Source organism: Streptomyces aidingensis (assembly GCF_900112355.1).
Taxonomy (GTDB): domain Bacteria; phylum Actinomycetota; class Actinomycetes; order Streptomycetales; family Streptomycetaceae; genus Streptomyces; species Streptomyces aidingensis.
This window is the reverse complement of the sequence record NZ_FOLM01000006.1, coordinates 41,291-66,020: the sequence shown is the minus strand read 5'-3', so window position 1 is coordinate 66,020 and position 24,730 is coordinate 41,291. Positions and strand designations below refer to the sequence as shown.

The 24,730-nt window shown below is 76.5% G+C and carries 20 protein-coding genes and 1 riboswitch; of the genes, 2 read left to right on the top strand and 18 right to left on the bottom strand.

From position 1 onward, the window contains the following. Positions 1 to 18: 18 nt before the first annotated feature. From BM242_RS12995 to BM242_RS12920, 16 genes are all read right to left on the bottom strand, one after another. The gene (locus tag BM242_RS12995) at positions 19 to 1,179 is read right to left on the bottom strand and encodes an acyl-CoA dehydrogenase family protein (protein ID WP_281254682.1); all 1,161 of its coding nucleotides are present in this window, start codon (positions 1,177 to 1,179) and stop codon (positions 19 to 21) included. Between the two features lie 164 nt (positions 1,180 to 1,343). After that, positions 1,344 to 2,417, bottom strand: a complete 1,074-nt coding sequence (cobC, locus tag BM242_RS12990) for an Rv2231c family histidinol phosphate aminotransferase CobC (RefSeq protein ID WP_425443847.1) — start codon at positions 2,415 to 2,417, stop codon at positions 1,344 to 1,346. Then, entirely contained in the window at positions 2,392 to 3,369 is a 978-nt protein-coding gene (locus tag BM242_RS12985) for a sirohydrochlorin chelatase (RefSeq protein ID WP_093838960.1), read from the bottom strand. Before BM242_RS12985 ends, cobC begins: the two co-directional genes overlap by 26 nt. Further along, the gene (locus BM242_RS12980) at positions 3,366 to 4,001 is read right to left on the bottom strand and encodes a precorrin-8X methylmutase (protein WP_093838959.1); all 636 of its coding nucleotides are present in this window, start codon (positions 3,999 to 4,001) and stop codon (positions 3,366 to 3,368) included. Before BM242_RS12980 ends, BM242_RS12985 begins: the two co-directional genes overlap by 4 nt. Beyond that, positions 3,998 to 4,219, bottom strand: a complete 222-nt coding sequence (locus BM242_RS12975; protein ID WP_093838958.1) for a DUF362 domain-containing protein — start codon at positions 4,217 to 4,219, stop codon at positions 3,998 to 4,000. Before BM242_RS12975 ends, BM242_RS12980 begins: the two co-directional genes overlap by 4 nt. Beyond that, the gene (gene cobJ, locus BM242_RS12970; protein WP_093838957.1) at positions 4,216 to 5,985 is read right to left on the bottom strand and encodes a precorrin-3B C(17)-methyltransferase; all 1,770 of its coding nucleotides are present in this window, start codon (positions 5,983 to 5,985) and stop codon (positions 4,216 to 4,218) included. The genes BM242_RS12975 and cobJ overlap by 4 nt, the downstream gene beginning before the upstream one ends. Then, positions 5,982 to 7,271, bottom strand: a complete 1,290-nt coding sequence (gene cbiE / locus BM242_RS12965; protein ID WP_425443846.1) for a precorrin-6y C5,15-methyltransferase (decarboxylating) subunit CbiE — start codon at positions 7,269 to 7,271, stop codon at positions 5,982 to 5,984. The genes cobJ and cbiE overlap by 4 nt, the downstream gene beginning before the upstream one ends. Continuing rightward, complete coding sequence (locus BM242_RS12960; protein WP_093838956.1) at positions 7,268 to 8,518, bottom strand: cobalt-precorrin-5B (C(1))-methyltransferase; 1,251 nt, start codon at positions 8,516 to 8,518, stop codon at positions 7,268 to 7,270. Before BM242_RS12960 ends, cbiE begins: the two co-directional genes overlap by 4 nt. Further along, the gene (gene cobM, locus BM242_RS12955) at positions 8,511 to 9,371 is read right to left on the bottom strand and encodes a precorrin-4 C(11)-methyltransferase (RefSeq protein WP_093838955.1); all 861 of its coding nucleotides are present in this window, start codon (positions 9,369 to 9,371) and stop codon (positions 8,511 to 8,513) included. Before cobM ends, BM242_RS12960 begins: the two co-directional genes overlap by 8 nt. Beyond that, positions 9,368 to 10,120: a precorrin-2 C(20)-methyltransferase gene (gene cobI / locus BM242_RS12950; RefSeq protein ID WP_093838954.1), complete on the bottom strand. Its 753-nt coding sequence runs from the start codon at positions 10,118 to 10,120 to the stop codon at positions 9,368 to 9,370. The genes cobM and cobI overlap by 4 nt, the downstream gene beginning before the upstream one ends. A gap of 5 nt (positions 10,121 to 10,125) precedes the next feature. After that, positions 10,126 to 11,577 (bottom strand): cobyrinic acid a,c-diamide synthase CobB, encoded by a 1,452-nt coding sequence (locus tag BM242_RS12945; RefSeq protein ID WP_093838953.1) that lies wholly within the window; start codon positions 11,575 to 11,577, stop codon positions 10,126 to 10,128. Further along, entirely contained in the window at positions 11,571 to 12,167 is a 597-nt protein-coding gene (cobO, locus tag BM242_RS12940; protein WP_093838952.1) for a cob(I)yrinic acid a,c-diamide adenosyltransferase, read from the bottom strand. Before cobO ends, BM242_RS12945 begins: the two co-directional genes overlap by 7 nt. Beyond that, complete coding sequence (locus tag BM242_RS12935) at positions 12,167 to 14,239, bottom strand: putative cobaltochelatase (RefSeq protein ID WP_245834057.1); 2,073 nt, start codon at positions 14,237 to 14,239, stop codon at positions 12,167 to 12,169. The genes cobO and BM242_RS12935 overlap by 1 nt, the downstream gene beginning before the upstream one ends. Before the next feature lie 104 nt (positions 14,240 to 14,343). Continuing rightward, on the bottom strand, positions 14,344 to 18,102 hold the full coding sequence (gene cobN / locus BM242_RS12930) for a cobaltochelatase subunit CobN (RefSeq protein WP_093838950.1): 3,759 nt from the start codon (positions 18,100 to 18,102) through the stop codon (positions 14,344 to 14,346). Between the two features lie 50 nt (positions 18,103 to 18,152). Beyond that, complete coding sequence (locus BM242_RS12925; RefSeq protein ID WP_093838949.1) at positions 18,153 to 19,679, bottom strand: cobyric acid synthase; 1,527 nt, start codon at positions 19,677 to 19,679, stop codon at positions 18,153 to 18,155. 37 nt (positions 19,680 to 19,716) lie between these two features. Further along, entirely contained in the window at positions 19,717 to 20,688 is a 972-nt protein-coding gene (locus BM242_RS12920) for a cobalamin biosynthesis protein (protein ID WP_093838948.1), read from the bottom strand. A gap of 135 nt (positions 20,689 to 20,823) precedes the next feature. Further along, positions 20,824 to 20,946: riboswitch (cobalamin riboswitch) on the bottom strand. Positions 20,947 to 21,279: 333 nt separating this feature from the next. On the opposite strand from BM242_RS12920, the gene BM242_RS12915 reads away from it, so the two are divergent. Beyond that, positions 21,280 to 21,510: a DUF397 domain-containing protein gene (locus BM242_RS12915; protein ID WP_342746959.1), complete on the top strand. Its 231-nt coding sequence runs from the start codon at positions 21,280 to 21,282 to the stop codon at positions 21,508 to 21,510. 246 nt (positions 21,511 to 21,756) lie between these two features. On the opposite strand, the gene BM242_RS12910 is transcribed toward BM242_RS12915, so the two are convergent. Then, positions 21,757 to 22,182, bottom strand: coding sequence for a hypothetical protein (locus tag BM242_RS12910; RefSeq protein WP_093838946.1), 426 nt, complete (start codon positions 22,180 to 22,182; stop codon positions 21,757 to 21,759). 42 nt (positions 22,183 to 22,224) lie between these two features. Beyond that, positions 22,225 to 23,079: a helix-turn-helix domain-containing protein gene (locus tag BM242_RS12905; protein ID WP_093838945.1), complete on the bottom strand. Its 855-nt coding sequence runs from the start codon at positions 23,077 to 23,079 to the stop codon at positions 22,225 to 22,227. Positions 23,080 to 23,515: 436 nt separating this feature from the next. Here BM242_RS12905 and BM242_RS12900 point away from each other — a divergent pair, with 436 nt between their 5' ends. After that, the gene (locus BM242_RS12900; protein ID WP_093839113.1) at positions 23,516 to 24,658 is read left to right on the top strand and encodes an alpha/beta hydrolase; all 1,143 of its coding nucleotides are present in this window, start codon (positions 23,516 to 23,518) and stop codon (positions 24,656 to 24,658) included. The last annotated feature ends 72 nt before the right edge of the window (positions 24,659 to 24,730 follow it).

Below are 24,730 nucleotides of genomic sequence, written 5' to 3'. Positions count from 1 at the left end.
TCATGCGCGTCATACCCGTCATGCCGGCTCCGGGAGGAGGGGGAGGCCCAGTGCGGCGCGGGCCGTGAAGTCGTACAGGGCTTCGGTGGTGGGTGCCATCACCCGGGAGGCCAGGGCGTCGCGGAACCGGCGCTCCACGCCGAGTCCGCGGCGGAAGGCGGAGCCGCCGCACAGCCGCATCACGCCGTCGCCGACCTCGGCCGCGGCCTCGGCGGCCACGGCCTTCACCTGGAGCACCCGCAGCGTCGCGTCCGGGCGGCCCTCGCCGAGCGTGGCCAGGGTGTCGTTGAGGAACGCCCGCGTGGTGTCGGCGCGCAGCCGCAGCCGGGCGAACGCGTCGCGGGTGAGGGACCGGCCGGCCTGGCTCCGGCCGGGATGGGCCGGGCGGGTGCCGGTGAGCCGGCCGGCGGCGGCGGTCAGCAGCGACTCCATCACGCCGAGGGCGAACGCGGCGCTCAGCACCAGGAAGCAGGGCAGCGCGGTGGCCAGCGCGATGTCCAGTCCGGCGCCGTCCGCACCGAGCCGGGCCGTGGCGGGCACGGTCACCTCGCGGGCGGTCACCGGGACCGAGCCGTTGCCGCGCAGGCCGAAACCGTCGAACGCGGCCCCGGCCCGCAGGCCGGGGCAGTCGCCGGGCACCAGCCACAGGGTCATGGCGCCGCCGGTGCCGGGGTCCAGCGGGCGGCTGGACCACACCAGGCTGTCCGCCTCGGCGGCCGAGGTGACCCAGGACTTGTCGGCGTCCAGCCGGATCCGGCCGCCGGGCAGTGCGACGGCGGTGGACAGGGGGGCCCAGAAGTGGCTGCCGGAGCCGGACTCGGAGAAGGCGAGGGTGGACAGATGGGCGCCCTTGGCGACGGCCCGCCGGATCTCACCGGGCCCATGGGCGTCGAGGACCGCGGTGGCGGCGTAGTGCATCAGCACCACCATGGCGGTGGAGCCGCAGGCGCCCGCCAGCCGTTCGACCACCCGGGCGGCGTCGGCGACGGGCGCGCCCTGCCCGCCGGCGTCGGGGCCGACCGTCATGCCGAGGACGCCCGCGCGGGCCAGGGCGTCGACGGACTCCCGAGGGAAGCGGCCGGCCCGGTCCACCTCCTCGGCGGCGGGGGCCACCACCTCGTCGATGATCCGGTCCAGCCTGTCGTCGGCGGAGTCGCCGGACGGAGTGTGATCTCCCAATGGTCCGATTTCCTTTGCGTGCCGGGGACGAGGTGGGGTGCGGCGCTGGGCACGCACTGTACCTTTTTGTCCCTCAAAACACGCTTTGTCGCTGCCCGGTGTCCTCGCACGGTGCCGGGCCCGCCCCGGTGAGCTGTGCGCCGTCCGGCACCGGCGGCGACACGTCAGACCAGACCGGCGGCGGTCAGCGCGTCGGCGAAGGCGTCGGTGGTGCGGCGGTCGCGGACCGCCAGCCGCAGCCAGTGGCCGTCCAGCCCGGGGAAGGTATCACCGCGCCGCACCGCAAAGCCCAGTTCGCGCAGCCGCAGCCGCAGCGGCCCGGCCGGCCGGGCACAGCGGACCAGGACGAACGGGCCCCGGGGCTCGGGCGTGGCATCGCGCAGTTCGCCGAAGGCGGCCAGCCTGCCGAGCAGATGACGGCGGTCCGCGGCCACCGCCCGGGCGGCGGCCGCCGCCTCGGCCAGCGCCCGGGGACCGGAGCACGCCTCGGCGGCGGCCAGCGCCGGCGTGGAGACCGGCCACAGCGGCTGGGCCCGCCGCAGCGCGCCGATCGTTTCCGGGCCGGCCAGCACATAGCCGACCCGCAGCCCGGCCAGGCCCCAGGTCTTGGTCAGGCTGCGCAGCACCACCAGCCCCGGCACCCGGCCCACCGCGGACGCCAGGGACTCGGCCTCGCCGGGCACCGCGTCGATGAACGCCTCGTCCACCACCACCGTCCGGCCCGGCCGGGCCAGGGCGGCGACCGCCTCGGCCGGGTGCAGCACCGAGGTCGGATTGGTCGGATTGCCCAGCACCACCAGGTCCGCGTCGGCGGGAACCGCGGCCGGGTCCAGCCGGAAGCCGCCGGCGGCCGGCAGCAGCAGCCGGCCGACCCGGTGCCCGGCGTCGCGCAGCGCCGCCTCCGGCTCGGTGAACTGCGGGTGCACCACCAGCGGCCGGGCGGCCGGAAGGGCCCGGGCCAGCAGCACGAACGCCTCGGCCGCGCCGGCCGTCAGCAGCACATGGTCCGGCGGCAGGCCGTGCCGCCGGGCCACCGCGGCGCGGGCCGCCCGGCCGTCCGGGTAGGCGGCCAGGCCGGTGAGCGAGCCGGCGATACGTTCCCGCAGCCACTCCGGCGGGGTGCCGGCCCGGACGTTCACCGCCAGGTCGGTCAGCCCGGGCCCGGCCTCCCGCAGCTCGGCGTCGCCGTGATGCCGCAGATCGTGTCCGCCGTCAGTGGGTGTGTGCATGGTCGTCATGGGCGTTCTGGGGTGTGCGGGGATGGGTGGGGGAGTGCGAGTGCGCGTGGGAATGCGCGTGGGAATGAGCCGGGTCGTCCGGGTGGTGATGCGGCTGCTGCGGGGCGCCCACCCGGTCCTCGAAGCCCGGCAGCGCCACCCGGTAGACGCAGGCGTCGCAGTTCATCCGGATGTCGCCGGTCAGCGCCTCCCGGTAGCGGGCCAGCACCAGAGACGCCAGCTCGTCGGTGGGGCCGATGACGCCGGCCGTGCGCACCTCGGTCCCCGGGTGGTCCGCCGCCCAGCGGGCCGCCTGGTCCCGCACCCGGTCCGGCAGCACCCCGGTGAAGAGGAAGTACGGCAGCACCACGATCCGCCGCGCGCCCAGCGTCCGGCAGCGCTCCAGCCCGGCCGGCACATCGGGCGCGGCCAGCGAGACAAAGGCCGTCTCCACGCCCGCCAGACCGCGGCCCTCCCACAGCAGCCGGGCGGCCTTGAACACCTCGGAGTTGGCGTCCGGGTCGGTGGAGCCGCGCCCGACCAGCAGCACGGTGGTCTCCGCCCGGGCGGAGCGGCGCTCGGCCCCGCCGGCATCCGCGACGCCCAGCGCCTCGTCCAGCCGGCGGTCCAGCACCCGCAGCAGATCCGGGTGCGGTCCGAGCGGACGCCCGTAGGCGCAGGAGATCCCCGGGTGCCGCTGCCGCTCCCGGGCCAGCGCCGCCGGGATGTCGCCCTTGGCATGTCCGGCGGCCACCAGCATCAGCGGCACCGCCGCGAACCGGCGCACGCCCTCGGCGGCCAGGGCGGCCACCGCCTCGGTCAGCGGCGGCGGGGAGAGCTCGATGAAACCGCCCGCGACCGGCAGGCCGGGGTTGCGGCGGGCCACCTCGCGCACAAACGCGCGGAACGCCTCGGCGCCGCCGGTGTCCCGGGTGCCATGGCCGGCGATGAGCAGGGCGGGCGGGGTTGTCACGGAATCTCCTCGGTGTACAGCAGGGCGTTGACGGCGGCGGCGGCCACCGCCGAACCCCCCTTCTCGGACATGTTGCTGACGGCCGGCAGCCCGGCGGCACGCAGCGCCGCCTTGCTCTCCGCGGCGCCGACAAAGCCCACCGGCAGACCCACCACCAGGGCCGGGCGGGCCGCGGCGGCCAGTGCGAGCAGTTCCAGCAGCGCGGTCGGCGCACAGCCGATGACCCAGACCGCGCCGGGTCCGGTCTCGGCCAGCGCCAGCCGCACCGCGTGCGCGCTGCGGGTCAGGCCGGCGGCCGGGTCGGCGGCTGCCTCGGCGAGCCGGCAGACGGCGGGGCGGCGGGTGATGCCGGCGGCCACCATGGCGACGTCGGTCACCACCGGGACGCCGTCCCGGTGCAGGGCGGTGTGCGCGGCACGCAGCGCGTCCTCGTCCGTCACCAGGTCGGTGGCATAGGCGAGATCGGCGCTGGCGTGGATCACCCGCTCGGTCACCGCCCGGGTCAGCGGGGGCAGCGCGGAGGTGTCCAGCCGGGACCGCAGAATCCGGTAGGACTCCTCCTCGATCGGGTGCACGGTCCGGAAAGCCGGACCGGGACCGGGCACGGGCGCGGGGCTCGCGGCGGGGGTCATGGGCGCTCCTCGATGGCGTCGGCCGGGCACACCTCGATGCATTCGCCGCAGCCGGTGCACAGATCGGCGCGGACCAGCAGCGCGGCGCCGGCCGGGCGGATGGCGTGCTGCGGGCAGGTCAGCAGGCAGGCTCCGCAGCCCGCGCAGGCCGCGGTGACGGCCACCGGGGCCCGCGGCTCCCCGGCGCCCGGTGCGTGGGCCGCCGCCGGCCCGGTCATGGCCGCGGCTCCCGCTGCCAGCGGTAGCCGCGGGGGGTGACCATCCGTCCGGCGATCAGCCGGGTGGCCGTGTTGCCCACCGTCACCACCGTCATCATGTCCACCACCGCGGGGTCCAGTGCGGCGAGCGTGGTGAGCCGGACCCGCTCGCCCGGCCGGGTCGCGTTGCGCACCACGCCGACGGGGGTGTCCGGCGCCCGGTGCTCCGCCAGCAGGGCCAGCGCCCTGGGCAGTTGCCAGTCCCGGCCGCGGCTGCGCGGGTTGTAGAAGGTCACCACCAGATCGGCCTCGGCGGCGGCCCGCACCCGGCGCTCGATGACCTCCCAGGGGGTGTGCAGATCGGAGAGGCTGATCGAGACATGGTCATGGCCCAGCGGTGCGCCCAGCAGGGCCGATGCCGCCAGTGCGGCGGTGATCCCCGGCACGCCGACCACCTCGATCCCGGCGGTCGCCCCGGCCAGGGCCGGCGCGGCCATCGCGTACACACCGGCGTCGCCGCTGCCGATCAGCGCCACGGCCCGGCCGGCCCGGGCCTCGGCCACGGCGGTGCGGGCGCGGGCCTCCTCGGCCCCGAGCCCCGACTCCAGCACCCGGGTGCCGGGCCGCAGCAGATCCCGGATCTGCGCCACGTACTGGTCCAGGCCCACCACCACCGAGGCCCGGCGCAGTTCGGCCCGGGCGCGCGGGGTCAGCAGGTCGCGGGCGCCCGGGCCGAGCCCGACCAGGGCCAGCCGGCCGCGCGGGCGGCGGCGGGCCACCGCGCAGGTGGCCATGGCGGTACCGCCGTCCGGCGGGGCCGACTTGCGCTTGGGCACCACCAGCTCGCCGCCGGGGCCGGCCGCGGCCAGTGCCGCCGCCTCCGCCACCGAGGGGGTGCCGACCGCCCGGCGGGGATGTTCCGAGGGGTTGGGCACCTCGATGCCGGCCAGCCGCCCGGCGGGGAAGGTGACCAGTTCCAGGCCGAGGTGGTGCGCGGCGGCCAGCAGACCGGGCTCCGCCGCCTTGGCCTGCACGGTGGCCAGGGCGGTCACGCTCCGCGGGGAGAGCCCGCCGGCGGCCAGCGCGTCCCGGATCAGCGCCAGGACCTCCGCGGCCGGTGCCCCCCGGCTCGCCCCGACCCCGACCACCAGGGACGGCGGACGCAGCACCGCGGTGCGCGGCCCGCCCCCGGTCCGGCGGTCGGTCACCGCCAGCACGAAGCCGTCCCCGCCGTCGCCGCCGTCGCCACTGCCGCCGCCGTCCGCTCCGGACGGCGGCGGCGGTTCCACCAGGCCCCGGCCCAGCGGCGGGAGCGGCCAGCGGGCGTCGGCCGCCAGCAGCACCCGCTCGCCGTCCAGCAGCGCCCGGCCGACGGCCGCCACCGCGCCCTCCACCGGCCACCCCAGGGTGTCCAGCCCCGGTATGCCCACCGCGTCGGTGGCCGTGGTGATCACCGGGGAGCAGCCCGGCAGCGCGTCGGCCACCTCGGCCGCCAGCCGGTTGGCGCCGCCCGCGTGGCCGCCCAGCAGGGCCACCGCATGCCGCCCGGCCTCGTCCACGCAGACCACGCCGGGGTCGGTGTCCTTGCCGCGCAGCAGCGGCGCCAGCAGCCGCACCACCGCGCCGGCGGCCAGGAAGCACACCAGCCCGTCGCACTCGGCGAAGGCCCGCCGCACCGCCTCGGCGGTGCCCGGCCCGTCGTAGACCCGGGTCCGGCCGGGCCAGGCGGCGGCCAGCCGGTCGCGGGCGGCGGCCCCGGCGGCGGTTGCGGAGATCAGTCCGATCACGGTCGGGCTCCTTGCTCGTCGTTCTCCCGGCTCTCCGGCCCGCCGGGCCGGTCGCCCCAGAGGAGGAAGACGGGGTTGCGGGCGGACAGCCGGGTCACCTCGCCGGGCAGCGGCATCAGCCGGGCGGCGTGCAGCAGCACACCGTCCACGGCCAGCCCGGCCGCGGCCAGCGCCTGCCGGGCGACCGGCACCCGGTCCAGCGCGGCCAGCGCCACCACCACCGTGCGGCGGGCCCGGCGGGCGGCATGCGCGGTGATGGCGCCCAGCTCCGCTCCGCCGCCGCCGATGAACACCGCGTCCGGCTCCGGCAGCCCGTCCAGCGCGGCCGGTGCCGCACCCTGCACGGTCAGCACCTCCACGCCGTGCGCGGCGGCATTGGCCCGGCACAGCGCCACCGCACCGGCCGATTTCTCCACGGCGACGGCCGCGGCACCGAACCGGGCGCACTCCACCGCCACCGAGCCGCTGCCGGCGCCGATGTCCCACACCAGATCGCCCAGGCGCGGCCCGAGCCGGGCCAGCGCCATCGCCCGCACCTCGGCCTTGGTCACCATCTCGTCCCGATGGGCGAACTCTTCCTCGGGCAGCGCCCAGCGGGCGGGCCCGGGCGGCGGCCCGGCCAGGACGCGCGGGCCGGGGGCCAGAGCCCGGGCCGGATCCAGGCACAGCAGCACGTGCACCGGACCGGGCCAGCTCCGCCCGGCCGCCTCCCGCGGCGAGCAGCGGACCAGCTCCTCGTCCGGCCCGCCGAGCGCGCTCGCCACCACCAGCGTCCGCCGGGCGCCCAGCCGGGCCAGGGCCGCGCCCAGTTCGGCCGGGCCGGCGCCCGGACCGGTGAGCACCGCGGTCTTCGGCCGGGCCAGGCAGACATGCACGGCGGTGCGCGCGTCCCGGCCGTGCGCGCTGACCACCGCCGCGTCGTCCCAGGGCAGCCCGGCGCGGGCGAAGGCCACCGCCACCGAGGGCACGGACGGCCGCACATCCAGCGCGGGCGGGCCGAACCGGGCGGCCAGGGCGCGCACGATGCCGAAGAACCCCGGGTCGCCGGAGGCCAGCACCAGCACGCGGGCGGCCGGGCCCAGCTCCGCGCGGTGCGCGGCGACGGACTCCAGGGCCGGGGCGAGCGGGCCCAGCACGATGCGCGGCACGCCGGGGGGCAGTCCGGCCGCGTCCAGATGGCGGCGGGCGCCCACGGCCAGCGTGGGGACGGGACGGCCGGTGGCGGTCATGGCCTCCACGGCCGTCCCGGTTCCGGTTCCGGTTCCGGTTCCGATCACGGTGATCACGGCAGCAGCCCCCGTCGGTCCGGGCCGTCGGCGGAGCCGGAGCCGGAGGCGGCGGAGGCGATGAGGGTGCGGCCGGTGAAGTCCACCAGGGCCGCCTCGGCGGACAGCCGGCCCCCGGTGAAGCGGGAGAGCACCCCGGCGACCCGGCGGCACAGCTCCGCCCCGGCCGCGGACAGCAGACCGGCCTCCTCCCACAGCTCATAGGCGTGCCGCGCGGTGTTGGCCGCGGCCACCCGCCCGGCCAGCTCCGGCGGGCCGCCCGCGGCACGGGTGATCTCGCCCAGCACCGAGGTGTCCACCCGGGAGCGGGTGTAATGGGTCATCAGCACCCCGGCGGCCAGCTTGGTCAGCTTGCCCGCCATGCCCACGAACACCACCCGCCGCACACCGTGTCCGGCCGCACGGCGCAGCGCCGCCCCGGTGAAGTCCCCGACCTCGACAAAGGCCACCGGCGGCAGGTCCGGCAGCAGTGCCATGGCGCCCTTCTCGGTCCGGCCGCCGGTGCACAGCACCACCGCCGGCACCCCCTGGGCGGCGGCCACCGACACGGCCTGCTCCACGCTGGCCCGCCAGGAGGCGGTGGAGAACGGCCGCACGATCCCGGTGGTGCCCAGGATGGAGATGCCGCCGAGGATGCCGAGGCGGCCGTTGGTCGTCTTCCGGGCGCGGATCTCGCCGTCCGGGACGCTGATCGTCACGTCCACGCCCCGGGCCGCCGTGTCGATCACCTCCCGCACGGCCTCGGTGATCATCCGGCGGGGCACGGGGTTGATGGCCGGCCCGCCCACCTCCAGGCCGAGGCCGGGCCTGGTCACCACGCCGACCCCGATGCCGCCGTGCAGTTCCAGACCGGGCCGGGCCCGCCAGGCCACGGTGGCGGTGAGCCACGAGCCATGGGTGACATCCGGATCGTCCCCGGCGTCCTTGACCACCACCGCCTCGGTGCGGCCGGGGCGCAGCTGCTCGCAGCGCTCCACGGCGAAGGTCACCCGGCGCCCGGACGGCAGGGCCACCTCGACCCAGCGCTGCGGGCGGCCGGTGACCAGATGCAGGGCGGCGGCGCGCGCCGCGGCCGAGGCGCAGGTGCCGGTGGTCCAGCCGGTGCGCAGCGCCCGGGGGCGCTGCTTCATGGTGCGCGGCAGATCCGGTTCCCGCAGCACCGGCCCGCCGCCGCCCGGGTCCGCCGGGCCGGGCGGCGGGGGCGTCCCGGGCGTCCCGGGCGACGCCGGCTCGGGGAGCTCACGCATGGCCGGCCCCCCCGCCGGGGCCGCCGCCGGGGCCGCCCGGTGTCCCGCGGGTGCGCAGCTCGGCCCGGGCCGCGGGGTCGGCGCGCCGGAAGCCGTGGAAGTGGCCCGGGTGGTACAGATGCGAACGGGTGCCCCCGGCGGACAGCGCCGGGCCGACCAGGAACAGGGTGTGCTTCCACAGGCGGTGCCGCTTGACCGTCTCCTCCAGGGTGCCGACCGTGCAGCGCAGCAGCAGTTCCTCCGGCCAGGTCGCCTGATGAGCGATCACCACCGGGGTGTCCGTGGGGTAGCCGCCCTCCAGCAGTTCGGCGGCGAGCCGGCCGGAGCGGGCCGCGGAGAGGAACACCGCCATGGTGGTGCCGTGCCGGGCGAACTCCCGCACCTCCTCGCCGGGCGGCATGGGGGTCCTGCCGCCGCCCAGCCGGGTCAGGATCACCGACTGCGCGATCTCCGGGATGGTCAGCTCGCGCCGGACGAGCGCGGCCACGGCCGAGAACGCGGACACGCCCGGCACCACCTCCACCTCGATGCCCAGCTCCTGGCAGCGGTCGATCTGCTCCTGGGTGCCGCCCCACAGCGCCGGATCGCCGGAGTGCACCCGGGCCACCCGCAGCCCCGCGTCGCGGGCCCGCCGGTAGACCGCGACCACCTCTTCCAGGGACCGTCCGGCCGAGTCCAGGACCTCCGCCTCCGGCCGGGCATGCGCCAGCACGTCCGGGTGCACCAGGCTGGCCGCCCAGATCACGATGTCCGCCTCGGCGATGGCCCGTGCGGCGCGGAAGGTCAGCAGATCGGCGGCGCCCGGCCCGGCGCCCACAAAGGTCACCCGGCCCGCCGCCCGGCCCCCGGTCACAGCTTGCCGCCCCGGGTGGCGCGGGCGGGCGGGGCGATCAGCGTGGCCAGATACGGCACCGGCCCGGCGGCGGCCAGTTCGGCGGCCGGGCGGATCGATTCGCCGGGCAGGCCCAGCGAGGCGCCCCAGACCGCGTCGGCCAGCCGTCCGGTGTCCCGCAGCGCCCGGGCCACCTGCCCGGCGTGCCGGCCGAACTTGTAGGCGACGACCGTGCCCGGGCCCTCCAGCGCGGTGCGCAGCACGCCGATGCCGGCGGTCACCGGAACCAGGGTCAGCGGCTCGGTGCCCTCGGTCAGCACCGCTCCGGAGCGCGCGGCCAGATCCTGCATGGCGGTGATCCCGGGCACGGTCCCGATCCGCACACCGGGGACCAGCCCGCCGACCGTCTGCGCCAGATAGCCGAAGGTGGAGTAGACGTGCGGATCGCCGATGGTGGCGAAGGCCACCGTGCCGTGCTCGCGCAGCAGCGCGGCCACCCGCTCGCCCGCCGCGTCCCAGGCGGCCTCCCGGCGCGCCCGGTCGGTCCGTTCGTTGAGCGCGAACACCACCCGCACCACCTTCTCCCGGGGAGCGTGGTGGAGCACGGTGGCCTCGGCGCGGCCCGGTTCGCCGGTGTCCAGCACCGGCACCACGATCACCGGAGCCTCGCGCAGCGCGCGCACGCCCCGGACCGTGACGAGTTCGGGGTCGCCCGGCCCCATGCCCACCCCGATCAGCCGGGGTTCCTCCGTGGCGCTGCCGGTGCTCATGGTGCTCAGGCTCCTTCGCTGACGAACGTGCGGTGCGCCCGGGCGGCGCGGCGGACCAGGCGGGCGGCCTGCTCCGGGTGGGCGGCCCAGTGCAGATGGAGATAGGAGGCGTGGACGCCGCCGGACACATGGCCCTCCGTCCGGCGTTCCGGCGCCAGCAGCCCCCAGGCGGGCAGGGCGCCGGCGTCCGGGGCGAGCCGGGTGCGGTGGAACTCGTGGCCGTGCACCCGGGTCCCGGCCGCGGCCAGGGCGCTGTCGTGCAGGGCCACGGCCCGCCGGTAGCCGAGGGTGAGCCGGTCCGTCATCCGCGCCTCGGCGTCCAGGACCCCGCACATCGGGCGGCCGTCCAGGGAACGGGCCAGATAGAGCAGCCCGGCGCACTCGGCCGCCACCGGCGCGCCGGTGGCGGCGAGCGCGGCCACCGCGGTGCGCAGCGGCTCGTTGGCGGACAGCTCGGCCGCGTAGACCTCGGGGAAGCCGCCGCCGATCACCAGCCCGGCGGTGGCCTCGGGCAGCCGCTCGTCGCGCAGCGGGTCGAACACCGCCACCTCCGCGCCCGCCGCGCGCAGCAGTTCCGGGTGCTCGGCGTAGCCGAAGGTGAAGGCCGGGCCGCCGGCCACGGCGATCACCGGGCGCCCGGTCCCGGTGCCGGTGCCGTTCCCGGTGCCGGCCGGGGGCGTCCAGCGGGCGGCGTCCAGCGGCGGGGCGCTGCGGGCCAGCGCCAGCACGGCGTCCAGGTCCACCCCGGCCCGGACCCGTTCGGCCATCGCCGCCACCGCCTCCGCGGCCTCGGCCCGCCGCTCGGCCACCGGCACCAGGCCCAGATGCCGGGAGGGGGTGCGGATCCGCTGCGCCCGGTGCAGCGCGCCCAGCACCGGGACCCCGGAGCCGTCCAGCGCCTCGCGCAGCAGCTCCTCGTGGCGCGCGGACCCCACCTTGTTGAGGATCACCCCGGCGAGCCGGACGCCCGGATCCCAGGAGGCGAAGCCGTGCACCAGGGCGGCCACCGAGCGGGACTGCGAGGAGGCGTCCACCACCAGGACCACCGGGGCCCGCAGGGCCTTGGCCACCTGGGCGGTGGAGGCGAGCTCGCCCTCGCCGGAGGCGCCGTCGTACAGGCCCATCACGCCCTCCACCACGGCGAGGCCGGCCCCGGCCGCCCCGTGCCGGAACAGCGGCGCGATCAGCTCCGGGCCGCAGAGGAAGGCGTCCAGATTGCGGCCGGGGCGGCCGGTGGCCAGGGCGTGGTAGCCGGGGTCGATGTAGTCCGGGCCCACCTTGTGCGGGGAGACGGTCAGCCCGGCGGCGGTGAAGGCCGCCATCAGCCCGGTCGCCACCGTGGTCTTGCCGCTGCCGGAGGCGGGCGCGGCGATCACCAGCCGTGGCACCCGCGACGGGCCGCCCGGTCCGTTCGGGGCGTCGCCGGTGTCGCCCCGGGCGGGCTCCCCGGTCACCATTCGATGCCCCGCTGGCCCTTCTGGCCGCTGTCCATGGGGTGTTTGACCTTGCCCATCTCGGTCACCAGATCGGCCGCCCCGATCAGCGCGGGCGGCGCGTTGCGGCCGGTGATCACCACATGCTGGGTTCCGGGACGCGACCGCAGCACGCCGACCACCTCCTCGGCGTCCACCCAGCCCCAGTGCATCGGATAGGTGAACTCGTCCAGCACATACAGCCGGTAGGTCTCGGCGGCCAGATCCCGGCACACCTGTGCCCAGCCCTCGCGGGCGGCCTCCTCGCTGTCGGTGAGGGAGCGCTGCACCCAGGACCAGCCCTCGCCCATCTTGTGCCAGGCCACCGTGCCGCCCTCGCCGGAGGCGCCCAGCACCCGCAGCGCGCGTTCCTCGCCGACCCGCCACTTGGCGGACTTGACGAACTGGAACACCCCGATCGGCCAGCCCTGGTTCCAGGCGCGCAGCGCCAGCCCGAAGGCGGCCGTGGACTTGCCCTTGCCGGAGCCGGTGTGCACGGCCAGCAGCGGCCGGTTGCGGCGCTGCCGGGTGGTGAGGCCGTCCTCCGGCACGGTCGCCGGCTGTCCCTTCGGCATTACGCGGCCCTCCTCGGTCGGTTCGCGGACGCGGGCCCGGGCCCGGGCGGGGGCCCGGCCGGGGCACGGTGCCGGCCGGTCAGCGCGCGCACGGCGGCGGTGACGGTCTCGGCGCGCAGTTCCTCCAGGGCCACCGCCGGCCCGCCCAGCCGCTGGGCCAGACCGGCGGCCAGGCCCAGCCTGACCGGCCCGGTCTCGCAGTCGATGACTACCGAGGCGGTGGCATCGGCGGCCAGCAGGCGCGCCGCGTGCCAGGCCCGGGGGAGCGGCTCGGGGCCGCCGGTGGCCCGGCCGTCGGTGACCGCGATCAGCAGCGGGCGGCGGGCGGGGTCGCGCAGCCGTTCCACCCGCAGCACCTCCCGGGCGGCGAGCAGACCGGCCGCCAGCGGGGTACGGCCGCCGGTGGGCAGCGCGGCCAGCCGGACGGCCGCCGCGTCCACCGAGGAGGTGGGCGGCAGCGCCACCTCCGCGCCGCTGCCCCGGAAGGTGACCAGGCCGACCTTGTCGCGGCGCTGGTAGGCGTCGAGCAGCAGGGACAGCACCGCGCCCTTGACCGCGCCCATCCGCTGCCGGGCCGCCATCGAGCCGGAGGCGTCCACCAGGAAGAGGACCAGATTGGACTCCCGGCCCTCGCGCACCGCCTGGCGCAGGTCCTCGCGGCGGATCAGCAGGCCGGGGCCGGTGCGTCCGCGGGCGCGCTGGTGCGGGGCGGCGGCCCGCACGGTGGCGGCCAGGTGCAGCGCGGTGAGCCGGCCGCGGGGGCGGCGGGCGCCGGTGGCGCGGCCGTGGTCGGCGCGGGCGCGGGAGCGGCGGCCCGCCGCGCCCTCGCCGATGCCGGGGACGGACAGCACGCGGGCGGCGAACGGCTCGCCGGCCGGGACGGCCGCCTGCTCCGGTGGCCGGCCGGTGGCCGCCTCGGTGCCGTCGCCGGTGCCGTCCCCGGGGCCGGCGGGCCCGGCGGCCCCGGCGCCGTCCCCGGCACCCTCTCCGGCACCGCCGTCCGGCGGGCCGCCGTCATCGGGCCCGCCCCCGCCGCCGCCCCCGCCGTCGTCGGGGCCGTCCGGTCCGTCGGGGCTGTCCGGTCCGTCGGGGCCGTGGCCTGCGGATTCGGCCAGGGCCTCGTCGAGCCGGTCCTCGTCCAGGCCGGGCGCGTCGAAGGGATTGCGGCGGCGCCGGTGCGGCAGCGCCAGCAGCGCCGCCTGCCGGACATCCTCGGCCGCCACCTCGGTCCGCCCCGCCCAGGCGGCCAGCGCGGTGGCGGTGCGCGCCATCACGATGTCCGCCCGCATGCCGTCCACCTCGAACGCCGCACAGGTCGCCGCGATCTGCCGCAGCGCCGTGTCCCCGAGCGTGACCGAGGGCAGCAGTGCGCGGGCCGCGGCGATCCGCTTGCGCAGCGCCTCCTCCTCGTCCGCCCAGCCCGCGGCGAAGCCGGCCGGGTCGGCGTCGTGGGCCAGCCGGCGCCGGACCACTTCCATCCGCTCCCCGGTGTCCCGGGAGGCGGCCACCTCCACCGTCAGGCCGAACCGGTCCAGAAGCTGCGGGCGCAGCTCCCCCTCCTCCGGGTTCATCGTCCCGACCAGCAGGAACCGGGCGGCATGCCGCACCGAGACGCCCTCCCGCTCCACATGGCAGGCGCCCATGGCCGCCGCGTCCAGCAGCAGGTCCACCAGGAAGTCGTGCAGCAGATTGACCTCGTCGACGTAGAGCACGCCGCGGTGCGCCTGGGCCAGCAGACCGGGCTCGAACGCCCTCACCCCCTCGGCCAGTGCCCGCTCGATGTCCAGTGAGCCCACCAGCCGGTCCTCCGAGGCGCCGACCGGCAGTTCCACCATGCGGGCCGGGCGGGCGGCGCCCGGGCCCGGCACATGCGGGCCGTCCGGGCAGTGCGGGTCGGGGGCGGCCGGGTCGCAGGCGAAGCGGCAGCCGGGCACCACGGCCACCTCGGGCAGCAGCGCGGCCAGCGAACGCACCGCGGTCGACTTGGCGGTGCCCTTCTCGCCGCGCACCAGCACGCCGCCGATGGCCGGGGAGACGGCGTTGAGCAGCAGGCCCAGCCGCAGATCGGCCATGCCGACGAGGGCGGTGAACGGATAGGGCGCGGTCCCCCGGGGGCCGCCGCCGCCGATGCCGCCGATGCCGCCGTTCGGTGCGCCGGTTCCGGTTCCGGTGCCGGTCATGTGGGGTCCTCCGGTCCTTCGAGGTCGCCTTCCAGTTCCAGGTAGACCGCGCGCAGGCCGTCGAGGGTCTGCTCCTCCGGGCTCTCCCACAGGCCGCGGTCGGCCGCCTCCAGCAGGCGTTCGGCGATGCCGCGCAGCGCCCATGGATTGGAGCGGCGCATGAACTCCCGGTTCTCCTCGGCGAAGACGTACTCCGCGGCCAGCCGCTCGTACATCCAGTCGTCCACCACCCCGGCGGTGGCGTCGTAGCCGAACAGGTAGTCCACCGTGGCGGCCATCTCGAAGGCGCCCTTGTAGCCGTGCCGGCGCATCGCCGCCATCCAGCGCGGATTGACCACCCGGGAGCGGAACACCCGGTGCGTCTCCTCGCCCAGGGTGCGGGTCCGCACCCGGTCCGGCGTGGCGCTGTCGCCGACATACGCCTCCGGCGAGCCGCCGGTGAGGTGCCGCACCATGGCCACCATGCCGCCGTGGTACTGGAAGTAGTCGTCCGCGTCCATCAGATCGTGTTCGCGGGTGTCGATGTTCTTCGCGGCGACCTGGATGCGGCGGAAGGCGGTCTCCATGTCGCCGCGGGCCGGGCGGCCGTCCAGGCCGCGGCCGTAGGCGTAACCGCCCCAGACCGCGTAGACCTCGGCCAGGTCGGCGTCGCTGCGCCAGTTGCGGGCGTCGATCAGCGGCAGCAGGCCGGCGCCGTACGCGCCCGGCTTGGAGCCGAAGATCCGGGCGGTGGCGCGGCGCCGGTCGCCGTGCGCCGCGGTGTCCTGGTCGGCGTGCGCCCGCACGTAGTTGTGCTCCGGCGGCTCGTCCAGCTCCGCCACCGCCCGCACCGCGTCGTCGATCAGCGCCACCACATGCGGGAAGGCGTCCCGGAAGAAGCCGGAGATGCGCACCGTGACGTCGATGCGGGGACGGCCCAGCTCCGGCTGCGGCACGATCTCGAAGCCGGTCACCCGGCGGGAGGCGTCGTCCCAGACCGGGCGGCAGCCCAGCAGGGCCAGGATCTCCGCGATGTCGTCGCCCTGGGTGCGCATGCAGGAGGTGCCCCAGACGGTCAGCCCCACCGAGCGCGGATACCCGCCGTGGTCGGCCAGATGACGGGCCAGCAGGGAATCCGCCAGCGCGCTGCCCACCTCCCAGGAGAGCCGGGAGGGAATCGCCTTGGGGTCCACCGAGTAGAAGTTGCGGCCGGTCGGCAGCACATTGACCAGTCCGCGGGTGGGGGAGCCGGACGGCCCGGCCGGGATGTAGCCGCCGTCCAGGGCGCGCAGCACATGGCCGATCTCGTCCGTGGTGCGGGCCAGCCGCGGCACCAGCTCGCCGGCGGCGAACTCCAGCACCCGCACCGCCCCGGGCAGTGCGGCCGGGGCGTGCGGGCCCAGCACCGCCGCCACCGCCCGCCGCGCCGCGCCCGGGGCCGTCCAGCCCTCCGCCTCCATCGCCTCGGCCAGCCGGCGGGCGAGGTGTTCCAGCAGATCGACCGCGTCGGAGGCGGTGCGGGCCGGGCCGTCGGCGAGCGCGGTCAGCGCCGCCGGGACGGCGATCCGGGCGCCGGGCACGGCCAGCAGCTCCTGCTCGTCCAGCCCGAAGTGCCCGGCCAGCACCGCCCGCAGCCCGGGCAGCGCGCCCCCCGTGCCGCCCCACACCTGGGCCGAGCGCAGCACCGCCAGCGCCAGATTGACCCGGGGCTCACCGGCGGGCGCGGCGCCCAGCACATGCAGGCCGTCCCGGATCTGCACATCCTTGATCTCGCACAGCCAGCCGTCGATGTGCATCACGAACTCGTCGAACTCGTCCTCCCCCGGCTGCTCCTCCACCCGGAGGTCGTGATGCAGCTCGGCGGCCCGGACCAGCGTCCAGATCTGGCTGCGCACGGCCGGTGCCTTGGCCGGGTCCAGATCGCTGACCAGGGCGTATTCGTCGAGAAGCTGCTCCAGCCTGGCCAGGTCGCCATAGGAGTCGGCGCGCGCCATGGGCGGCACCAGATGGTCCACCACGGTGGCATGCCCGCGCCGCTTGGCCTGGGTGCCCTCGCCCGGGTCGTTGACGATGAAGGGGTACACCAGCGGCAGCTCGCCGAGCACCGCGTCCGGGGCGCAGCCGGCCGACAGGCCCAGGCCCTTGCCGGGCAGCCACTCCAGGGTGCCGTGCTTGCCCAGATGGACGATCGCGTCCGCGCCCCAGCTCCGCTCCAGCCAGCGGTAGGCCGCCAGATAGTGGTGCGAGGGCGGCATGTCGGGGTCGTGGTAGATGGCGACGGGGTTCTCGCCGAAGCCGCGCGGCGGCTGGATCATCAGCAGCACGTTGCCGAACTCCAGGGACGCCAGCACGATGTCGTCGCCGTCGGTGTAGAGGGAGCCGGGCGGCTCGCCCCAGTGCCGGGTCATGGCCTCGCGCAGTTCCGGGTCCAGCGCCGCGAACCACTCCCGGTAGTCCGCGAGCGGCACCCGGGCCGGGGCGGCGGCCAACTGCTCCTCGGTCAGCCACTCCACGTCATGGCCGCCGGCCGCGATCAGCCGGTGGATCAGCTCGTCGCCGCTGTCCGGGTGGTCCGTGACGCGGTAGCCGGCGGCGCGCAGCGCGTCCAGCAGCCGGACCGCCGAGGCGGGGGTGTCCAGGCCCACCGCGTTGCCCACCCGGGAGTGCTTGGTCGGATAGGCGGTGAAGACGACCGCGATCCGCTTCTCGGCGTTCGGCCTGTGGCGCAGCGCCGCATGCCGTACGGCGATGCCGGCCACCCGGTCGGCCCGTTCCGGATCGGCGGTGTACACCGGGATGCCGTCCGGGCCCTCCTCCTTGAAGGAGAACGGCACGGTGATCAGCCGGCCGTCGAACTCCGGAATCGCCACCTGCATCGCCGCGTCCATCGGGGAGAGCGCCGCGTCCGAGGCCAGCCATGCCTCCCGGCCGCCGGTCAGGCACAGGCCCTGCACGATCGGCACATTCAGCCCGGCCAGCGCGCCGATGTCCCAGCTCTCGTCGTCGCCGCCGGCCGCGGCGCCGGCCGGCCGGGTGCCGCCGGAGGCCAGCACCGTGGTGATGAGGGCGTCGGCCCGGCCCAGCAGGTCGAACAGCCCGGCGTCCGCGTCGCGCAGCGAGGCGCAGTGCACCGGCAGGGCGTTGGCGCCGCGCCGCTCGACGGCCGCGCAGAGGGTCTCGACGAACGAGGTGTTGCCGGACAGTTCGTGCGCCCGGTAGTACAGCACCGCCACAGTGGGGCGGCCGGGCAGCGCGGCCGGCTCGCCGTGCACCCCGTAGGCCGGCATGGTGCGCGGCGGGGCGAAGCCGCTGCCGGTGAGCAGCACCGTGTCGGAGAGGAACCGGGCCAGCTCGGCCAGGTTCTCCGGGCCGCCCTCCACCAGATAGCGCAGGGCCTCGGCGACCACCCCGGCCGGCACCGTGGACTGCGCCATCAGCTCCGCGTCCGGCAGGGCCTCGCCGCCGAGCAGGACGCAGGGCACGCCGCCGGCGCGCAGCGCGGCCACCCCGTCCTCCCAGGCGCGCCGGCCGCCCAGCAGGCGCAGCACCGCCACCCCGGCGCCGTCCAGCAGCTCCGGCAGGTCCCGGGCCGCGTCCAGCCGGGACGGATTGCCGATCCGGTACGGGGCGCCGGAGGCCCGGGCCGCCAGCAGGTCGGTGTCCGCGGTGGAGAGCAGTACCACCGGCGGTACCGTCTCCCCGGCGGTCTCCCCGGGCTGCGCGGGTCCGGCGGGCGGTGTCCGCCCGCCGTCCGGTGCGCTGTCGTCCGTTTCCATCTCCGGCCGCTCCCTTGTCCGTCCGCTGTCCGTCGCCGGCTCCGGCGCTGTCATGGCGCTCCCGGTGGCAGGAAGGGCAGGCCCCCGGGGGCGCCCTCCTCGATCAGCCGCAGCAGCGCGGCGGTGTCGGTGTGCTCCTCGATCAGATCCCCCAGCAGATCGAGCTGTTCCTCGCGCAGCAGCCCGAACCGGGTGCCGGGCGCGGGCACGAAGCGTCGCCCGGCGTCGGCCGCGATCCGGCGCAGAAACGCCCGGCGGAAACCGTCGCTCTCCAGCGAGCCGTGCCAGTGCGTGCCCCAGACCGAGCCGGAGCGGCAGCCGTCCAGGAACGGTTCGCCGCCGCGCACCTCGGCCACGCCGTGGTGGATCTCGTAGCCCGTCACCGGCTCGCCCAGGGCCCGGCCCTCCGGCCGGGCCAGGGTCTTCTCCGCCCGGAACCGCACCCGCACCGGCAGCAGGCCCAGCCCGGCCACCACCCCGGCGCGCGACTCGATCCCGTCCTCGATGCGCTCGCCGAGAAGCTGGAAGCCGCCGCAGATGCCCAGCACCGGACGGTGCCCGGCGGCGCGCCGCCGCAGCTCCGCGGCCAGGCCGCGGTCGTGCAGCCAGCGCAGCGCCCGGACGGTGCCGCGGGTGCCGGGCACGATGACCAGGTCGGCGTCGGCCAGCTCCTCCGGCCGGTCGCAGAACCGGACCACCACCCCGGGTTCGGCGGCCAGCGCATCCACATCGGTGAAGTTGGACATCAGCGGCACCGGCAGCACCGCCACCCGCAGCACCTCGGGGCCGTGCGGCGCGGCCGGGGCGGACTCCCGCACGGTGCCGCGCAGCGAGATCCGCAGGCCGTCCTCCTCGTCGATGCCCAGGCCGTGCCGGAACGGCAGCACGCCGAGCACCGGACGCCCGGTGAGGCCGCGCAGCATCTCCAGGCCCGGCTCCAGCAGGCCGGCGTCGCCGCGGAACTTGTTGACCAGATAGCCCGCCACCAGCGCCTGGTCGGCCGGGGACAGCAGGGCGGTGGTGCCGTAGAAGGAGGCGAAGACGCCGCCCCGGTCGATGTCGCCGGCCACGATCACCGGCAGCCCGGCGGCGCGCGCCAGGCCCATGTTGACGATGTCGCCCCGGCGCAGATTGATCTCGGCGGGGCTGCCCGCGCCCTCGCAGATCACCGCGTCGTGGGTGCGGCGCAGAGCGGCCAGGCAGTCGGTGACGGTCGTCAGCAGCGCCTCCCGGCTCAGCGGGCCGTCGCCGCCGGGGGAGTGGTAGCCGCGGGCGCTGAGCTCGCCGGCCGGGCGGCCCAGCAGCACCACCTGGCTGCGGCGCTCCCCGCCCGGCTTGAGCAGCACCGGGTTCATCAGCGCGCTGGGTTCGGTCCGGGCGGCGGCGGCCTGCATGGCCTGGGCGCGGCCGATCTCGGCGCCGTCCCGGGTGACAAAGGAGTTCAGCGACATGTTCTGCGCCTTGAACGGCGCCACCCGCAGCCCCTTGCGCGCCAGCCACCGGCAGATCCCGGCCGTGATCACGCTCTTGCCGGCGTCCGAGGCCGTTCCGGCCACCAGCAGCCCGCCCGCGCTCATCGGCACCTCCCCGCGGTGCCGGCCGCCCGGGGCCCGTTCATCGCCGGCCCCCGGCGGCGGCCGTGGCGCGGCGGGTGAGGGCCCCGGCCGCGGCGCGGGTGCCCGCGGTGAGCGCGAGGGCCAGCAGGCCGACGCGGCGGGAGAGCCGGACGGCCCGGCCGATGTCCGCCGCCGCCACCGCGCGTCCGGGAGCGTTGAGCACCGGGCGGTGCTCGGTCCGTCCGCCGTAGGAGAGGGTGCCGCCCAGCCGCACCCCGAGCGCCCCGGCGAAGGCCGCCTCCACCACCCCGGCGTTCGGGCTCGGATGGCGCCGGGCGTCGGTGCCCCAGGCGCGCAGCGCGCCCGGGGTGTCGGGCCCGGCGAGCGCCGCCAGCAGGGCGGTCAGCCGGGCGCCGGGCAGACCCGCCGCGTCGTCCAGCCGGGCCGCGGCCCAGCCGAACCGCCGGTGCCGCGGGGAGCGGTGACCGACCATCGCGTCCAGGGTGTTCACCGCCCGGAAGCCGGCCAGCCCGGCGATGCCGCCCACGGCGCCCCACACCAGCGCGCCGACGACCGCGTCCGAGGTGTTCTCGGCCACCGACTCCACCACCGCGCGGGCGATGGCGTCGGCGTCCAGCGCCTGCGGGTCGCGTCCGCACAGGCCGGGCAGCAGCGCGCGGGCGCGTTCGGTCCGTCCGGCCTCCAGCGCGGCGGCGATCCGCCCGGCCTCCCGGGCCAGGCCGGTGCCGCCCAGCACGGTCCAGGTGACGGCGGCGGTGGCCAGGGCGCGCGGCAGCGGCGCGGTGGCGGCGCGGTGTTCCAGCAGCGCGCCGGCGGCCACGGCCGGGCCCGCGCACAGCGCGGCGTACAGCGCGCCGGCGGTGTGCCGGTCGCGCCACAGCAGGCGTTCCAGAGCGGCGGCGGCCCGGCCGAATCCGGCCACCGGATGTCCCCTGCGGGGATCACCGGCGATCAGATCGGCGCAGAAACCCAGGGCCATGCCGCACGCGACGGGAGAGGGCGTCGGCATGGTGTCAGCCCGCCGTCACACCTCGCGCGGGGGTGGGGAAGGGATGCAGGGGTCCGGGGGGCAGCAGGCAAAGGCCCGTCATGGGAGTGTCCTCACTCAGGGTCCGCGCCCTGGCTCGACGTGACCGGCGGTGAGAGTCTCCTGGCTCCCGGATCGGCGCCTCCCCCGGCCTTCCAGCCCGTGCGGGCCGTGGCGTCGGGTGGGGGAGCGCTCCCCGGTGACAGTGGCGGGACCGCGCCGGATTCGCACCGGCTTCCTCTCCTGCCGCCGTTTGGCATCCATGAGTCCACCACGGCCCCCCAGCCGCGTCAACTCCCCCCTGACCTGCGCCCCCGCACTGTGCCGAGGCCCACACCGGCACGGGCCCCTGGTGTACGCCGGGCGCGGTTCCTAGCCTAGACATGACACTTCGTTACTTTGGACATGACAGAGGTAGGTCGGGATCCGAACGGCCCGGAACGGAGTCGCAGTCTCTTCCGGCCGTTCTCCTCTCCGCTCCCTCCGGAACTCCCCGCGAGCGACGCCTGAGGCACTAAGGTGGCTGCGACCCCGGCACGCTGGGCAGTCTGAGAAGGGGGCGCGGCTGTCGGCGTGAAAGGGGGCAGCGTGACGGTTCAGGACCGCCGCGCGGTGCCATGGCGGAAGAGTAGTCACAGCGGTACCGACGAGAACAACGAGTGCTGTGAAGTCGCATTACTGGGAGAGGCGGTGCTGGTGCGCGACTCGACGAGGAGTGGCGGCCCGGTGCTGACCTTCACCCCGGAGATGTGGCGCACCGCGCTTGCGACGCTCGCCACGCGTCATGGGGGCGGACGGCCCTAGCGGTCTGGACGCCGCCGGGGCCATGCGATACCGGAGAAGGGATGAACAGCCGACAGCGTTTCCGTTCCGCATCCGGCGGCTCAGGTCTCGTCGGGTATTCCCTGCTGTCCGGTCTGGCGGCAACGGCCGTCGGTGCGGCGGCCTCCCTGCTGGTCGGCGGCGGCACGGTGCTGCGCATCGCCGTGTGGCTGGCCGTGCTGGCCCTGGTCGCCCTGGCGGGTGCCTGGTGGTGGGTGCGTGACCCCGTCACGGCCCGGCGCCGGACCCTGGGTCTGGTGGCGCGTTCTGCTGGGCGGGAAGCGCTGCCAGGAGGACCCGGACGGCGACGCCGGTGAGCGCTCCGCCCGCGGCGACGGTGAAACCGGCCCACAGCGCGGGAGGCAGTCCTGCCTCCCGCGCCGCGTAGAGCACCAGGGCCAGCAGCCCCGAGATCACGACGATGAGCACCGAAAGGCTCACCGTCAGCCGTATCAGCTCCAGGGTGTCCGCCTTCCGGATCCCTTTGTAGCGTTCCAGCGCCTTGTCGCTCTCCAGGGCCCGCCGGCGCAGATCGTTGTCGGACGCGGAGCGGTCCGGGGGTGAGCCGCCCGGGCCGGGAGAGCTCTCGCCCGGCCGGCTGCCTGCGGAAGCCGCGCGCTGCACCTCCTGGCGTCTGCGCCGGTTGGTTGTCATGAGGTCTCCTGGTGCTCTCCCTGGCCCCCGCTCGGGTGAGGATCAGGCGGTTGTGTACTGCTCGATGAGGTCGTTCAGCAGGGCACGGGTCTCGTCCTCGGTGAGGGCCTTGCTGTGCAGGTCCTCGAAGCACTCCTGGTAGCGGGCGACCAGTTCCCGGTTGTCCCGGTTGGTCAGCACACCGCCCGGGCCGGACACATAGAGAACGTCCTCGTCGTCGGGGAAACCGAGCAGGACGAAGCTGCTCTCCAGGCTGGTGTGGGCGCCTGCCCGGAAGGGCAGCAGCCGGACCGAGACCCGGGGTTCGTCCATCCGGCTCAGGATGAGGCGCAGCTGCTGCTTCATCACGCTGCTGCCGCCGATCCAGCGCCGCACGGCCGCCTCGTCGACGATGAACGCCGCCGCCGCTCCGTCCTCGGCGAAGATCCGGTCCTGCCGGTCGGTGCGCAGGTCCACGTTGCGGCCCGCCTGGGACACGGGCGCCCCCGCCGCGAAGAGGGCGTGGATGTAGTCACTGGTCTGCAGCAGACCGGGGACCAGGCTCGGGTGGTAGGCGCGGACGGTGCTGGCCGCGCTCTCATAGCCGAGGTACTGCGCGAACTGCGGGTTGATGATGTCGCTGTAGGAGACCCACCAGGACTGGCCCTTGCTGCCGCGGGCGGCTTCCTCCAGGTCGGACACCGTGTCGCTGTCCGTCACCCCGTACTCCTGGAGCATGGCCCGCAGGTCCGTCACCGAGAGGCTGACCGTACCCGCTTCGATGCGAATGATTTTCGACAGCGACCACTCAAGATTGTCTGCGGCCTGCCGCTGCGTCAGTCCCGCCGCATCCCGTGCCTTTTTGAGCGCGATGCGCAGCTTGCGGCGGTTGAGGCTTGGGTCGACTGCCTTGGGCATGGTGCTCCCTCGGGATTCGGCGCCGACGAGGTCGAGTGGAGATGAGCGTCCGGCGCCTGTAGTAACGACACTGTTCAGGTGATATGAGCAACTCGGATGATGCTTCCGGCCACAGGCTCTGTGACGCCCTCATCGAGCTCTTTGCCAATCCGACAGGTGTCGAAACGCCTTTGTCAAGCTTCCCGCGTGGAGTGGCGCATCGCACATGGCGATGTCGCACGGAAGTGAAGCGACAGCCTCCGCTTTCCGTGTCGGGGGAGAACGGTGATGCTCCTGCGGCAGGGCTGCCGGGGCGCCGGAGACGGCCTTCCGGACCGGGTGGCCGGGCACCGGGCGTGGCCGGGAGGCGGGGACGCGTCCGGGGACGGCGATGCCGGCTCGCCCGCGCGGCCCTCTCCGGTCGCCGCCGGGCAGCGTCCGGGCCATGCTGGGGGGCATGCGTCGGCGTACCACCGCGGCCGTGACCGCCGCCACTTCCCTGCTGCTCGGCACCGGAGCCGCCGCTGTGGCGGCCGGCCGCTACGCCAGCGGCGCCGCCCTGCGCCCGGGCCGGCAACCGGCGGGATTCCGCGGCCCGGAGCTGCTGGTGCACGCCGCGGTGCCCGGCGAGGTGACCCTCAGCCGCACCGTGCAGTCGGTGCGGCCCGGCCGCTACGGCCTGGCCGGCCCGGGCTGCCGGGCGATCGTCGGCGAACCGCTCGGCCCGGACGGCGGAGCCGACACGGTGGTGCGCCATCTGGAGCAGGTCACCGAGGGGGAACTGCGCCCCGGCGCCCGGGTGCGGCTCACCCCGCAGCTCCACACCGGCGAGCCGTTCCGGGCCCTGGGCATCAGCTCGGCCGAGGTGGACATCCACACCGGCCTCGGGCCGATGCCCGCCTGGTTCCTCACCGGCGAACGCGACCTGTGGGTGATCCTGCTGCACGGGCTGGGCACCACCCGCGGCCAGGCCATGAACGTGATGCCGTTTCTGCGCCGGCAGAAGCTCCCGCTGCTGGTCCCCAGCTACCGCGGCGACCCGGAGGCCCCCGCGCCCCCGGGCGGCCTCGGCCGGCTCGGAGCCGGCGAATGGCAGGACGTGGACGCGGCGATCCGCTACGCGGTGCGCTACGGCGCCCGCCGGGTGCTGCTGTACGGCTGGTCGGTGGGCGCCACCATGGCGCTGCGCGCCGCCGCCCAGTCGGGGCTGCGCGACCGGATCGCCGGGCTGGTGCTGGACTCGCCGGTGCTGGACTGGCGGGCCACCCTGCGCGCGCTGGCCGCGGAGCGCCGGGTGCCGGCCGTGCTGCGTCCGCTGCTGCCGGGCGCGGCGCAGGGCCGGCTGGGGCTGCCGGCCGCCGCCCGGGTCCCACTGCCCGCCGAGGCGGGCACGCCGGGCAGGCGGATGCCGCCGGTGCTGCTGTTCCACGGACCGGGCGACACCATCGCCCCCTGGCAGGCGTCCCGGGAACTGGCCCGCCGGCACCCGGAGAGCGTGGTGCTGGAGACCGTCCCGGACGCCCAGCACGCCGCGATGTGGAACGCCGCCCCCGACCCGTACGAGGAACGCCTCCGCCGCTTCCTCACCCCCCTGTACTGAGCCCGTGCGGGCCGCCGGCGCCCCCGGCCGCTCCGGACCCCCGCGCCGGGCGATGTGCCGGTCGGGGGCACG

Bases quoted from the DNA above. Each gene is read 5' to 3' on its own strand.
- cobC (WP_425443847.1), bottom strand. From the start codon at position 2,417: ATGACGACCATGCACACACCCACTGACGGCGGACACGATCTGCGGCAT.
- BM242_RS12980 (WP_093838959.1), bottom strand. From the start codon at position 4,001: ATGACCCCCGCCGCGAGCCCCGCGCCCGTGCCCGGTCCCGGTCCGGCT.
- BM242_RS12975 (WP_093838958.1), bottom strand. From the start codon at position 4,219: ATGACCGGGCCGGCGGCGGCCCACGCACCGGGCGCCGGGGAGCCGCGG.
- BM242_RS12960 (WP_093838956.1), bottom strand. From the start codon at position 8,518: ATGCGTGAGCTCCCCGAGCCGGCGTCGCCCGGGACGCCCGGGACGCCC.
- cobI (WP_093838954.1), bottom strand. From the start codon at position 10,120: ATGAGCACCGGCAGCGCCACGGAGGAACCCCGGCTGATCGGGGTGGGC.
- BM242_RS12945 (WP_093838953.1), bottom strand. From the start codon at position 11,577: ATGGTGACCGGGGAGCCCGCCCGGGGCGACACCGGCGACGCCCCGAAC.
- cobO (WP_093838952.1), bottom strand. From the start codon at position 12,167: ATGCCGAAGGGACAGCCGGCGACCGTGCCGGAGGACGGCCTCACCACC.
- BM242_RS12935 (WP_245834057.1), bottom strand. From the start codon at position 14,239: ATGGCCGATCTGCGGCTGGGCCTGCTGCTCAACGCCGTCTCCCCGGCC.
- cobN (WP_093838950.1), bottom strand. From the start codon at position 18,102: ATGGAAACGGACGACAGCGCACCGGACGGCGGGCGGACACCGCCCGCC.
- BM242_RS12925 (WP_093838949.1), bottom strand. From the start codon at position 19,679: ATGAGCGCGGGCGGGCTGCTGGTGGCCGGAACGGCCTCGGACGCCGGC.
- BM242_RS12920 (WP_093838948.1), bottom strand. From the start codon at position 20,688: ATGCCGACGCCCTCTCCCGTCGCGTGCGGCATGGCCCTGGGTTTCTGC.
- BM242_RS12910 (WP_093838946.1), bottom strand. From the start codon at position 22,182: ATGACAACCAACCGGCGCAGACGCCAGGAGGTGCAGCGCGCGGCTTCC.
- BM242_RS12905 (WP_093838945.1), bottom strand. From the start codon at position 23,079: ATGCCCAAGGCAGTCGACCCAAGCCTCAACCGCCGCAAGCTGCGCATC.
- BM242_RS12900 (WP_093839113.1), top strand. From the start codon at position 23,516: ATGCGTCGGCGTACCACCGCGGCCGTGACCGCCGCCACTTCCCTGCTG.